The sequence below is a fragment of the Pseudoalteromonas sp. TP27 genome (genome assembly GCF_056470645.1).
Map to the genome: position 1 here is coordinate 74739 of NZ_JARDAK010000015.1, position 13492 is coordinate 88230.

At 39.1% G+C, this 13492-nt stretch carries 12 protein-coding genes and 1 pseudogene; 3 read left to right on the top strand and 10 right to left on the bottom strand.

Annotated elements, in window-relative coordinates; all coding sequences use genetic code 11:
- Positions 1 to 311: 311 nt before the first annotated feature.
- On the top strand, positions 312 to 1502 hold the full coding sequence (locus PX700_RS16115; RefSeq protein WP_415638302.1) for an MFS transporter: 1191 nt from the start codon (positions 312 to 314) through the stop codon (positions 1500 to 1502).
- A 66-nt stretch (positions 1503 to 1568) separates the two neighbouring features.
- Here PX700_RS16115 and PX700_RS16120 read toward each other — a convergent pair whose 3' ends face one another.
- From PX700_RS16120 to PX700_RS16130, 3 genes and pseudogenes are all read right to left on the bottom strand, one after another.
- Complete coding sequence (locus PX700_RS16120; RefSeq protein ID WP_479521262.1) at positions 1569 to 2615, bottom strand: NAD(P)-dependent alcohol dehydrogenase; 1047 nt, start codon at positions 2613 to 2615, stop codon at positions 1569 to 1571.
- A gap of 139 nt (positions 2616 to 2754) precedes the next feature.
- Positions 2755 to 3468 carry a DUF1499 domain-containing protein gene (locus tag PX700_RS16125; RefSeq protein WP_479521263.1) on the bottom strand — a complete coding sequence of 238 codons (714 nt, stop codon included), beginning with the start codon at positions 3466 to 3468 and terminating at the stop codon, positions 2755 to 2757.
- Between the two features lie 108 nt (positions 3469 to 3576).
- Positions 3577 to 4463 (bottom strand): annotated as a pseudogene (locus PX700_RS16130) (DUF1501 domain-containing protein); the annotation flags it as partial.
- Between PX700_RS16130 and PX700_RS16135 the strand changes: the two are divergent.
- Entirely contained in the window at positions 4464 to 4595 is a 132-nt protein-coding gene (locus tag PX700_RS16135; RefSeq protein ID WP_415638366.1) for a hypothetical protein, read from the top strand. It abuts the pseudogene before it with no gap.
- A gap of 174 nt (positions 4596 to 4769) precedes the next feature.
- A complete protein-coding gene (locus PX700_RS16140) occupies positions 4770 to 4985 on the top strand; it encodes a hypothetical protein (RefSeq protein WP_415638299.1) in 216 nt (71 codons plus the stop codon).
- A gap of 113 nt (positions 4986 to 5098) precedes the next feature.
- Here PX700_RS16140 and PX700_RS16145 read toward each other — a convergent pair whose 3' ends face one another.
- From PX700_RS16145 to fliF, 7 genes are all read right to left on the bottom strand, one after another.
- On the bottom strand, positions 5099 to 5563 hold the full coding sequence (locus tag PX700_RS16145; protein ID WP_479521264.1) for a nuclear transport factor 2 family protein: 465 nt from the start codon (positions 5561 to 5563) through the stop codon (positions 5099 to 5101).
- Between the two features lie 257 nt (positions 5564 to 5820).
- Positions 5821 to 8247 carry an ATP-dependent helicase HrpB gene (gene hrpB / locus PX700_RS16150; RefSeq protein WP_479521265.1) on the bottom strand — a complete coding sequence of 809 codons (2427 nt, stop codon included), beginning with the start codon at positions 8245 to 8247 and terminating at the stop codon, positions 5821 to 5823.
- Between the two features lie 117 nt (positions 8248 to 8364).
- Positions 8365 to 8781: a hypothetical protein gene (locus PX700_RS16155; protein ID WP_415638296.1), complete on the bottom strand. Its 417-nt coding sequence runs from the start codon at positions 8779 to 8781 to the stop codon at positions 8365 to 8367.
- On the bottom strand, positions 8771 to 10123 hold the full coding sequence (locus tag PX700_RS16160) for a FliI/YscN family ATPase (RefSeq protein ID WP_415638295.1): 1353 nt from the start codon (positions 10121 to 10123) through the stop codon (positions 8771 to 8773). Before PX700_RS16160 ends, PX700_RS16155 begins: the two co-directional genes overlap by 11 nt.
- A complete protein-coding gene (locus PX700_RS16165; protein ID WP_415638294.1) occupies positions 10113 to 10748 on the bottom strand; it encodes a FliH/SctL family protein in 636 nt (211 codons plus the stop codon). The genes PX700_RS16160 and PX700_RS16165 overlap by 11 nt, the downstream gene beginning before the upstream one ends.
- A gap of 2 nt (positions 10749 to 10750) precedes the next feature.
- Positions 10751 to 11770: a FliG C-terminal domain-containing protein gene (locus PX700_RS16170; RefSeq protein ID WP_166378728.1), complete on the bottom strand. Its 1020-nt coding sequence runs from the start codon at positions 11768 to 11770 to the stop codon at positions 10751 to 10753.
- Positions 11751 to 13487 (bottom strand): flagellar basal-body MS-ring/collar protein FliF, encoded by a 1737-nt coding sequence (gene fliF, locus PX700_RS16175; protein WP_479521266.1) that lies wholly within the window; start codon positions 13485 to 13487, stop codon positions 11751 to 11753. The genes PX700_RS16170 and fliF overlap by 20 nt, the downstream gene beginning before the upstream one ends.
- Between the last annotated feature and the right edge of the window lie 5 nt (positions 13488 to 13492).

The window sequence follows — 13492 nt, forward strand, 5'->3', positions numbered from 1 at the left end:
ACATCAATATGTAATTATACTGTAAATATGAGCTTTAAATAGCCTTTCTGATAACATTTAATATCTTATAGGCGTCTGCTTTATAAATAGTTTTTTTATTTTATAAATGTTAAGTAGTATTTTATTCTAATTAACATTTTAAAAAGCTAACAAAACCACTAATTTATGCATGACTCTGTACTTTTTTTAACTTAAAATAACGCCCTCACAGATTACTCTCTCACACCAAAATTTAAGCATACACATGATATTTCCTATTCAGGATTTATTGTGCAATTTCATTTTTAAAATTAAACCTTAAGGGATCATCTATGACATCAGATGTAGCGTCGGCATCTAGTCAACTTAACAGAATCGCTATTTTACTTGTATTAGCGCTTGGCACATTTATTTTAGGATTATCTGAATTTTCGATGATGCCTATGCTGCCACTAATTAGCGAAACATTTGACTCAACGCCATCACAAAGTGGCTATGCAATTAGTGCTTACGCCATTGGTGTTGTTGTGGGTGCGCCTATTTTAATGCTCACTACTGCCAATATGAGAAAGCGAAAAGCATTGCTCATATTTATAAGCTTAATGTTTGTCTCAAACGGGTTAAGTGCGATGGCAACGTCGCTTGAGCAGCTGGTAATATTTAGATTTTTAAGTGGCTTACCACACGGTGCTTATTTTGGTGCGGCTATATTGTTAGCGTCGGATATTGCTCCAGAAGGTAAGCGTGCTAGCTTTATGTCAAAGGTGTTTATGGGCTTAACGGTGGCCACCATTGTGGGTGTACCAGTTGTAACACTTGTTGGTCAAAACCTGAGCTGGCGGTACTGTTTAGCTGGTGCTGCGGTACTGGCTTTAATTGCTTTTATTTTTGTTTATAAAGTAGTTCCAAATATTGATAATGCTAAACCATCTAACTTACTAAGTGAGTTTGGCGTACTTAAAAACAAACTGGTTTGGTCTATTTTGGGCATTGTAATTATTGGCTTTGGCGGTGTATTTTGTATTTATACCTACATTGCCGATACCATATTAGTAGTAACAAAAACAGCGCCTTATACTATTTCTATTGCTATGGTGATGTTTGGTATTGGTTGTACACTCGGTAACTATGTACTGGGTAAAGCTGCCGATAAATCTGCAATTAAAACCACTGGCCTTGCGCTTGTATGTACCATTGTATTTGCTTTTGCTTATGTAACAGCAAGCCACAATATTTGGATGCTTTACGCTGTTATCTTTTTTATTGGCTGCAGTGTAGGTTTAGCAACACTTATTCAAACACTATTAATGGATGTTGCTCCAGAAGGTCACGCTATGATCGGTGCTCTTGTACAGTGCGCATTTAATACTGCCAATGCTATAGGCCCTTGGGTCGGTGGAATTGCAATAGCACAGGGTGCTGCACCTAATCAAACAGGTTACGTAGCAGCTGCATTATTTTTAGGTGGTTTGGGTATGTGGCTACTAAGTTACTTACAACTAAACAAACCGCTGGTTAACTGAGTTCGGGTTAATTTAAAATAAAAAAGAGCCGCTAATTTGCGGCTCTTTTATTTTTTACAACTACAGTTAAGCGCTTAACGATGCCATATCAATAACAAAACGGTATCGTACGTCAGAGCGTTCCATTCGCTCATAAGCGGTATTAATTTCGTCAATGTTGATCATTTCGCACTCTGGTAGCACGTTATTTTCACCACAAAAGTCGAGCATTTGCTGTGTTTCTGCAATACCACCAATAAGTGAGCCTGCAATACGACGGCGACCCATTAACAGCGGCACCGTGTTTAGCTCTTCTACAGGGCCAACCTGTCCAACGATGATTAGTGCGCCGTCTATGTCTAATAAAGGGGTGTAGATTGAAAGGTCATGCTTAACAGGCACTGTATCAATAATTACATCAAAAGCCGACTGCGACTTTTTCATTTCATCATCGTTTGTTGAAACTAAGTAATGCTGGGCACCCAATTTAACGGCATCCTCTTTTTTAGATTCGCTACGCCCAACAACAGTAACAGTTGCACCCATCGCTACGGCATTTTTAACCGCCATGTGTCCTAAGCCACCGAGGCCAACAACTGCAACACGGCTGCCTTTTTTAACGCCCCATTTATGAAGTGGAGAATACGTAGTAATACCTGCACATAATAGAGGTGCAACGCGTGAAAGCTCTAAACTCTCTGGAATTGAAAGTACGAACTCTTCTCGTACAACCACACTTTTAGAATAACCGCCTTGGGTCATTTCGCCGGTTTCTCTATCCTTACCGGCATAAGTGCCAACCATACCCTCTCGGCAAAATTGCTCTTCGTTGTTGTCGCACTGATCGCAACTTTTGCATGAATCAACCATGCAGCCCACGCCAACAGAATCACCTTGCTTATATTTTTTAACGTCGCTGCCTACCGACATAACTTTACCAACAATTTCGTGCCCGGGTACTAGTGGATAGTCACTGCCACCCCAATCATTTCGTACGGCGTGTAAATCTGAATGGCACACACCACAGTATAAAATTTCAATTTCTACATCGTTATTTCGTAACTCGCGGCGCTCAAAAGAAAATTCAGTCAGCTCAGAACCTTGGCTTTTTGCTGCATATCCTACTGTTTTCATAATAACTCCATAGTTTGTAAAAATTTAAGTCAAGTTCACATTAACGTACAAGCCGTGAATACAAACTGACGCTAAAAACAAAAAAGCCCAACAATGTTGGGCTTTAATACGCTAATAACTTAATACAGGTTAAATCGTTTTATTTTTCAAGTAAGGTGTTTAGTTCATTAATAATTGAATGAATACGCTCAGCATTTTTACCTAAATCACTGCGCCCTACTCGTGATTTACTACGAATATCAACAAAACGTTGGCTGCCTTCATCTTTAATACGAATGACTACATCGTCTTTAAAACCAAACCATGTTGTTGTATCAGTCGCCTCAACAATACCCGTAGCCGTATTTGTACTTACTACAGCAAAACCAAGATTTTTAACTGCTTGCTCACTTGCTGTCATTAAATCAGCTTTAGATTGTGCAAAGCTTAACGTTGTCAGCTCAGGGTATGCTTTGCGTTGCTGTGCTGCAATTTCTTCACCCGCGTATTCTACTGGGTTAGATGCATTTGCACGTAGTGGCGCAATTGCTACAAATTTTGGTGGGTTAACTAAATCGGTTGAAATGTCATGAATTGCAGGTACGTCTTTAGCTTTGTTCATCATGTTAAGTGGCATAGCAATAGCCACAACCGAAAACACAAGTGCAATAACACCACTGCTTAGCGTTAATGTTTTACGCATAAATAACACTTGTACTATAAGTAGCACCAATGCAGCGCCACCAGCATAAACGCCAAATTTAAAACCCGCAAATGCAGTGCTAAGTTCAACAATTCCAAATTTATACAAAGGCCCTGGCAGTAGTACGAGTAAAAAAGCGATTAAACTAACTAAGCTCACTAAAATTTTCATTTTATGATTCCTATATTGTGTGTGATTTTTATTATTAAAACAGATAAGCACTATTAACGAGTAGCTTATACTGCTAACAAGTGCTTTTAGATTACTATTAGCGACTAATTACACAAAAAAGTCCAATGTTGTGTGATCAAAGTTACTCAAGCTTGGAAATATATCAACAAGCTCCGAGCTTGGCACACCAAACCACTGGGCTAATGTGGCAAAGTATTGCTCATTAGCAACACTTGGTATTAAACGTCCGCCACCGGTATCTTGTGGGCCGTCTAAATGTTGGCTTAGTAGCTCACCATATATATTGCCACCTTTTACAGCGCCGCCCATTACTATTTGATTTCCTGCCCAACCATGGTCAGTGCCATTGCCATTTGAGGTAAGCGTACGACCAAAATCAGACATAGTAAATGCAGTCACTTTATCAGCCATATCAAGCTCTTTCATTGCACTATCAAACTCACTTAACCCTTGAGCTAGCGTATTTAATAAAGCTGGATGCGTTGTTAATTGGTTGTCGTGCGTATCAAACCCACCCATAGAAACAAAAAACACTTGGCGCAGAGTACTCAATTTTGCCTGTACGCTAATTGTTTTAGCAACCGCTGCAAATTGCTCACTAAGGCTATTATCGCTAAATGGGGTAATAATAACGTGCTGTTCATTGCTTGAGTGTTATTTATCGCACTTGTTAAACCATTCGCGTAAGCAGTACTTAACGGATGACTCGTATTGCCTAGTAAACGGTTCATAATAGAAGTTACATGTTCACTACGTGGTTGATACCCGCCAAACGCGTTAATACTACTAATGCCACTTTTGTTAAGTGCAAATTCATCCTGTAATTCTAAGCGTTCTAAAAGCCGTGCACCCCAGCTACTGTTAAGCGATTGTTTTTCTCAGCCATACATCCAAGCAACTTGTTGATCGTTATGCGAAAATAAATGCTTAGGCAAACCTATTGTTTTATTTTTGTAGTCACTTAATGATGTAGGATGTCGCTAGGAATATCAGCGACTGACAAAATGGGGATTTTATTTCCGTTAACGGTTGGCGTATCATCTGAGCCTGAACCACCACAAGCGCTTAGTATAAAAACCGAGCTTGCGATCAGATCAAATTTATAATGCTGTAAAGTCGTCATCATTTGTTAATTAAGGTACGTTAGTGTGTACCGAGTTTAATGCATTTATTGAAACACAAAATTTACAATTTAACTCTTTATTTTTTGTAACCGAATCATGAACGCCCCATTAATAATGCATTAGCTGCAGGGGTAAACAGCCAGAGCTTTATTATTTATGAAAACAGAAATTCGCTATCGTTTTGAATATTCACAAGTTGCTAACCGGTTTTTACACGAGCTAAAAAACTGGCCAGTAAACGATGTGAAAACGCGGCTTTTTAATGGCGGCGACAGTGTAAAAGTAACATACGAATACGACGAAAGTGGTTTTGATTACACCTCAGCCGAGCTCGACGACCTAGCAGAAAAGCATGGCGGAAAAGAAGTTTAAATCCAATAATAACAAGGTATGGAGCCATTTTTCTTGGCGAACGCCGCTAAACATCAATATTGATAATGCGATCAGTAAATGTTTCATAAATATATCTTTATTGGCTTTATTAGTTATTCGTGATATTTGCGGATCATCGCCACTTTGCCGTTTTCAATTTCGATTACTTCCATCATTACTGATGTATATTCTATTGGTTGCTGATTTTGCGGATGAACACCTTTTACATCGTTTTTATAACGAATAGCAAAGCCTGTATCGTTAAACACAAATGTATTAAGCAGTGTGCTTTCAAACAATGTGTGCGCACCTAAGTAAAAGCTCATGCCTTTGCGCATTTGCTTTTTACCATCAGGAGTACGTGAGTCATCGGGTTGATAAGGAATATGCTGATTACCAATATCATCAGTTAACAATGCAAGATAAGCCTCAAGCTCTTTAGTACCTGCATTAGATGCTTGTGTAGCGGTCATTTTTTTATAGTACTGCTGCGCAAACGCATTTAAGTCGAGTGGCTTTTCAGCATAAGCCGAAAAAGCAGTTACCAAAGCCAAACCTAACGTTAAAAGTAGCCTCATTACTAATTCCCTGTAGTTAAAAGTATTGATTCATTTATAGGTACATTATATTAATATGTTCAATAATAAAACAAATAACTTTAAGTAATTAATACCAATTGCATTAAATTAGTGTTCATTATAGCGCTAAGAAAATAGCGTAATAACAAGGCAAAAATTACGACATATAGTTGTTCTATATGAATAATTTTTAACGCAGTGAGTGCGCTATTTAATACGATAAAATGATCATGCTTTTAATAAAATTGGTATAATATCTACATTTTGCTCTTTACTCTATTCGTTGCAACGCTGTTGGCTGGGTCGTCTGGCCAAAAATGTTTAGGGTAGCGGCCTTTCATTTCTTTTTGCACATCGCGATAACTGCTAGCCCAAAAATGCGCTAAGTCTTGAGTAAGTTGCAGTGAGCGTTTACCTGGCGATTGTAATTCCATAAGCAGTGGCAGTTTACCGTTGGCAAGCATAGGCGTACTCGTCAAACCATATACTTCTTGCATGCGAACGCTCAGTTTTGCGGGGCCATCAAGCTGATATTCTATTTTTACATTTGAGCCACTTGGCACCTTTAAACGCAGTGGCAGCAGAGCTTTTAACGTCGTTTGTTGCTGCCAATCAAAGCAGTTTTGTAATGCCTCAAAGTAGTTAAACTTTTTAAGCTGCGTGAGTGTTTTAATATCTTCTAAAAACACGCCTAGCCACTGCGCTGCATTTTGAATAAGTTGTTGCTCGCTTATTTGTGGAAATTTATCGGGCAATAACTTACTTGCCAAGCTCATGCGTATTAGTAATTGCTGGGCATCAGCTTGCTCGTTAAATAATGCAAAGCCTTGCTTTGCAAATAAGTTAAGCCACGCTTTGGCACGCTCGCTTTTGTCTAATTTGTGTTTACTAGGCTGACTGGTAAGCGTTATAGCACCAAGCTTTACTTCATCTTGATGAATAAAGCGTGCGGCTTTTTCGTCAAATTCGCAGCGAGTTAGTTCGCTAAATAAATGCGGTAAATAATCTTGTAACTCAAATGGGTTAAGCGCGGTGGCTGCAAATATACGCCCGCCTTTGTGCCCGCCCATAGTTGCAATGGCTAGGTAGTCGTCGTTGTGCCAGTAATCGGCATTTAATTCAGCCCCTGCACCATTGGCAAGTAAGTAACCATTACCGCGCTTTTTAGCAATACGATCGGGATAAGCAAGTGCCACCAGCAAACTTAAATGTTCTGTGTTCAAATCAGCATTTGACTCTTTTACTTTTAAGCGGCTTTGCCAATATTTTAACTGCTGCTTAAATACCGGATGCGGTCGTTGCTGTTGGCTATGAAGCGCTAAACTCAACTCGTTTGCACTGTTTACTCTACTCTCAAGTAATGACACTAAATAAATAGCAAGGCGATAAATACCTGTTAACTGCGTATCAAGCATATGGGCTTTTAGTAGCATATGCGCCAAGCGAATATCAGCACCAAAACCTAACATTTTACTGCCAAGTGGTGTGAGCTTGCATTTGCTATCAATAGCTTCAAGCATGTTAAGCAAGTTGCTTGCCTGTACACATTGCTGCTCAGTAGGTTTATCGAGCAAAGTTAATTCATCAATACTGGCACCCCACTGCTTTGCCTCAAGCATAAGTTGGCTAATGTCTGATGTTAGTATTTCGGGGTTGTCGTGGCTATTGCGCCGCTCAAAGGTTTGCTTTGAGCCAATTCGATAAACAATGCCTGGCTCTATTCTCCCTGCACGTCCTGCGCGCTGCACAGCAGAGGAGCGCGATATACTTTGTGTTGTGAGATCAGTAACCCCTGTTTTTAAATTAAAGGTCGCTGCACGGCGCTTACCGCTGTCAATTACAATGCGTATGCCTTCAATTGTTAAACTGGTTTCGGCTACATTGGTGGTAAGCACGACCTTGCGCATACCATTTGGCGCGGGAGCAATAGCGGCTTGCTGATTGGCTTTATCTTGCTCGCCAAATAACGTTGCTACTGTGCAGTTACCGGGTAAATCGTTAAGTGCTTGCTGCACCCGTAGTATTTCAAATTGCCCAGGTAAAAACACCAATGCGCTGCCTGTTTGCTCATTAAGTGCTTGTTTTATTATGCTAGGAATTGCATCAAGCCAGCGGCTTTCATCTTTTATGGGTATGTATACTTCGTCTATTGGGTAGCTGCGACCATTGGATTGAATTACAGGGCAATCAAAAAAAGCAGTGTAACGCTCAGTATCAAGCGTTGCCGACATAAGCATGATGGTTAAATCTTCACGCAGTGCACTTTGAGTTTCTAAAGCAAAGGCAAGTGAGGTATCGGCTGCAATTGAACGTTCATGAAATTCATCAAATATAAGTAAATCTATATCGCTTAATTCGGGGTCGTTTTGCAGCATGCGCGTTAGCATGCCTTCGGTGACTATTTCGAGGCGCGTATTAGCGCTTACTTTACTCTCGCCCCTAATTCGCAAGCCCACACTTTGCCCTACACTCTCGTTTTGGCACTTTGCTAAATAACTGGCAATATTACGTGCAGCTAAACGACGCGGCTCTAGCATTACAATACGTTTAAAATGCCCATCGCGCATAAGTTGTAGTGGTAACCACGTAGATTTACCCGCACCAGGCGGCGCTTGTAATAACGTAATAGGATTACTTTGTAATGTAGTAACGAGTTGTTGATATATGTCTTGAACCGGCAGCACAGCTATTTACCCTAAATTGCTTTGCAGGCATTGTAACAAAAAAAGGTATTAGTAGAGGGGAGAATGATAATGCTCCCGAAAAACAATTAAATAAATGAGTATAAAAATAATGCTAAACTACTCATAACGTTGGCGGATATAAGCCTGGCTAACCATCTCATCCAATACTTTTTCTTCTTGTTTATTGGTATAGCTTTGTTTAATCGAAACTCTATTTTTTACTATTCCTTCAATTCCTTTATTGAAGGTCATTTGCTTTAAACAAGCTTGTTGCTGTCGCAGCTCATCCTGTTGAGAATCCTTCAAGCGTGTACTTTGTTGATTAGACAAACCACTAAGAATCCCTTTCATTCCAGATAGGTTTTGTAAACTAATAGCTGATTTCATCTGTCTGCTTTTGTCCATACTATTAATATGCAATTGCAGTTGAGCTAATCGTTGTTGTTCTTCTAAACTTTTTAACTGCAATTGAGTTTGTTTAGCGAGCATAAGATCGAGTTTATCTTTTTGTATAACTAAGTACTTATTTAACATTCAGCTTACTCATCACTTCATTTAATTGTGTACATGATTGAATAAAGTCTACTTTTTCATTAAGACCTTGGCACAAAAATGATTCAATTTCAGGGTAAAGTGCAACAGCACTATCAAGCTCAGGATCTTTACCCGCTTGATAAGCACCCAGAGGAATTAGCTCATGTACTTGCATATACCGACTATATAATTTTTTTAACTTATAGCAGTATTCAAGTTGTTCTGGTGTAACAATATTGGGCATAACACGGCTAATAGATGCCCCTATATTTATTGCTGGGTAATGACCTTTTTCAGCTAATGTTCGATCAAGTACTATATGGCCGTCGAGTATTGCGCGAGCATTATCGGCAATTGGATCTTGTTGATCATCTCCCTCAGCAAGTACGGTATAAATCGCCGTCATTGACCCTTTGCTTTTTTCGCTATTACCTGAGCTCTCAACAAGTTGTGTAAGCTTGCTAAATACCGAAGGTGGGTAACCTTTTGAAGCAGGTAATTCACCTACTGATAAACCAATCTCGCGTTGAGCCTGTGCATACCTTGTTAGAGAATCCATTAACAACAATACATTTAAATTTTTATCTCTAAAAAAAGCAGCAAGACGATGACTTAACTCAGCAGCTTTAATACGCAATAAAGGCGAATCATCCGCTGGGGAAGCAATAACAATCGCCTTTTTTAAGCCTTCTTTACCTAAACTTTGTTCAATGAATTCTTTAACTTCCCAGCCACGCTCACCTACTAAGCTAACGATAACAACATCAGCCGATGTATATCGTGTCATCATACCTAAAAGCTTACTTTTACCAACACCAGAGCCTGCAAATAAACCTAACCGCTGCCCTTTTCCCACACTAAACAAACTATTTATTGCTCTTATGCCAACATCTAAAGGCTCGGTTACACCTTTACGCTCTAAAGGTGTTAGTGAATAATCTTTCGGTAATTTAGATAAATTAACGCTCTCGTCTTTATCTAAATCGCCTAAGTTGTCGATTGGTTGCATTTGCGCATCAACAACACGGCCAAGTAGCTTTTCAGAAATAGCGATTGTAGAAACTTTAGCAGCAGGACGTACTCGCCCCCCAGAGCATAAATTTTGCGCCTTTTTCAAAGGCATTAAATACGCTTCGTCTTGGTTAAAACCAATAACCTCTGCGTCATACCAAATCCCATCCACGCTCTCAACTTGGTACTTTTCGCCAATAGCAAATTGGCCGCCTGTGGCAGTTAAAGTTAAACCATTAACTCGAATGAGGCGACCATAGCTTTGAATTAAAGGGGGTGGTGTAAGTATGTCTAAGGCTGATTTTAAACGGGAATTTAAATCACTGTTCATCTGAATCATTTCTTAGTATTTCAGGGATAATAGTATCGAGCAAACTTTGTAAACGCTGAGAAAAAGAAAAACTATGGGTTTGCTGTTCAGCAATTAACTCGACATCTCCAGAGGTAAGTTCATCATCAAATTGAATCGGTATTGCAAAGTTTTTTAATACAGCTGAATCTAGCCATTCTTTATCCGCTGAAGAAAAAACGATCTTTGTAACAACATCTCTATCTGAAAGAAGTTCTATCGCTTTCTCTACTAATTTCAGTCTTATTTCAGGCTGTATTTTAAGCTCATTATCAATGACAAACTCAGCTAACTTAGTAATTATTTGAGTAATATCATTTTTTAAATCAGTAGAAAGTGCTAATAGTTCGTTATTAGTTTTTTCAAAAATCACATTAAAGTGATCTACTAATATTTTTTTTTCAGACTCTAAGCGCTCATTGACCAAAGTTTCAACCTTGGTCTCAATTTGTTGTTCTAAATTATTTTGTTTATCTAACGCGCCCTGCTCAAGCCCTTTTTCATATCCACTTTGCCAACCAGCACGTTCAGCAGCTTCCAAACGCTCATGGAGCGTTTTTTGCTGCTCTATTTTGTTTAAAACAGGAAAACGAAATGCTTCAGTCATAATTATCCTGCAGTTTCTTCTTGATACAAGCGGTATTCTATTTCCCCTCGCTTAGTCATATCTCTTACTATTGACATGATCTCTTTTCGGGCTGCTCTAACTTTACTTACAGGCTGAGATGTCAAACCTTCAATCTGCTGCTGGTAAACTTGAGCCAGTCGCTTAGGTAAAGAACCTAAAACTCTTTCAAGAAGCTCACTCTCAGCACCTTTTAATGACATAACCCATAACTCATCTGGAATATCATTTAACAACTGAGTTAATGTTTCATCTGTTTGTTTCGCCAAACTATCGAAGTCATACATTTTCTCTTGAACTTCGTCAGCAACAGTACTGTTGTGCTTTTTCATCATTTCGATAATTTGACTCTTATTACCGTTATAACGATTCATAATTTCAACAGCTTTATCTACGCCGTTAACTTGAGCTCCCACTTGGCGCCCAACGAATTCAATACATGCCTCTAGAGTTAAACGAACATCATCAATTACATGTTCGCTAACTTCCCTTAAGCTGGCAATCCTGTAAAGTAGATCGTCATGCTTCGATTCAGGAAATAAAGCGATAATGGCAGAGGCTTGCTCTGGCGGTAAAAAAGCTAAAAATAAAGCCTGCATTTGCACATGCTCTTGTTCAAGAAAACGAACAATAAGCTCAGGAGGGATCCACTCTAAACGACGTAAATCGTCGTTCATAGCTCCACCATAAATATCATCAAGCATTGTTTTGGCTAATTTTCGACCGACTGCTTTATCCAATGCTTTTTCTAAATAAGCCCTAGATGCACCATTAACACCGCTTTCATTTCGGTAGCAATCAAAAAATTCACCTAAGGTAGAGGCAACTTCTTTTTGAGTAACGTTAGAAATTTTAGCCATTCTTTCTGAAATAGCTTGAACTTCCCTACGACCGAGCTTGCGAATAACACTGGCTGCATTTTCTTCGCCCATGCTTAACAATAAAATTGCCGCTCTGTCTAATGCCGGTAACGGTGTTACCTTATCAAGCTTTTCTTGATTCAATTTCAACCCCTTGCTCTACCCAATATTTTATCACTGATGTAACACGCTCAGTCTCTCTACTCGCTAAAAGCTGCATGTGAGCAATCTGCTCTTCAAAATCATTACCTATTTGAGGAAGTGATATAGCCGAGTGTTCAACATTTGAGTCTTTAGAGCCTAAACTATTTACTTTTGCACTAGAGCTAATTGCGTCATCAAGTGGAGTAATTTTCCTATCTGTAACATCATTAGGTCTTACATTATTTAAGTCTTGAGCTGGCGATGCTGCCAATTCAGACGCACTCTTACCTTTAATCAAGTGGTTAACTAAAGGACGAACACCAAATAGAATAAGTAAAAGACTAATTAATGTACCGAAAATATAGCGAGCATACTCTCTGAATTCTGGCATTTGCCACCATTCAAGTCCTTCACCAGGGGCTAATACTTTTTCTTGCACAAACGCAAAGCTAGTTATATTAAACTGATCCCCTCTAGCCTCGTTATAACCCGTCGCCTTTTTAACCATTTCACCTAATGATGCTAAACGTTCATCTGTCCAGCCTGCATCTTCTAAAGATGCACCTTCATTAATAAGTACAGACAAGCTCATTGATTTAACTCGTCCTACTTCAAATTGTGTATGAGTAACAGAACGTCCATTTTCAAATTGTCTATTACTCTCACTTCTTTCTGAAGTTCGCTCGTTATCCTCACCTTCGGCTTGTGCATTTGGCACCGGAGGCTCATTTGCTAGAGAGCCAGGAATACCAGCTGCAAATTGGTCTAAGGTTGTATCTGACTTTACAAATTCTTGTTTTAACACATTTTGAGGATCGACAAGCTCTTTGGTTTCCTCTACGACACTAAAATCTACATCCGTGGAAACTTGAATTCTAAAGTTATTCTCACCCAATATAGGCAATAACATTATTGATGCTCTTTGCTCAATATTTCGTTCAACCTTCTGTGTAAATGCTAACTTTTTATCTGTTTCTTTGCCCACTGGGCTATTATCAAATAAATCACCACTTAACAATTTTCCACGTTGATCAACCACTGATACCGATTTAGGATTTAAACCAGGAACACTGCCTATCACTAAAGCGATTATTGCCTCTACTTGCTCCGGTTTAAGCTCATGTCCAGGCGCTAAATCAACCATAACTGAAGCGGCGGTTTTTTGTTCAGCGCGCCCAACAAATAGACTGCGTTTTGGAACAGCTAAATGCACTCGGGCATTTCGAATGCCTTGCATATTAATTATTGTTCGAGCGAGTTCACCCTCTAATGCATGCTGATACTGCATTGATTCAATAAATTGACTAGTTCCCATTGAAACTTTATCACTAATGTTTTCCATACCTTCTGGCATAGAAGCTTTTATACCCCTTGCCGCAAGAGTAATCCTTGCATCAGCCAACTTCTCTTGCGGAACCAAAATATTGCCGCTATCAGTATCAATACGAAATGTTATTTCTTCAGTATCTAAAATCTCAAGAATATTAGCTTTATCATAACTCTCTTGGTTACCGTAAAGAGGTACGTAATTTTTTGCTGATGTCCATAATATTAATACGATTGTCGCTGCTACAAGCGTTGCTAATAATGCTATTGTTGCAATGCTTCTATCACTACCAGCATTGAAGTTTAATTTATTAGAGAAGTTCACGACTTTTTCTTTTAACTTCATGTCGTTGTTATCTAATTCTGGAACTTTAGTTAATTCGCCCTTCATCATCA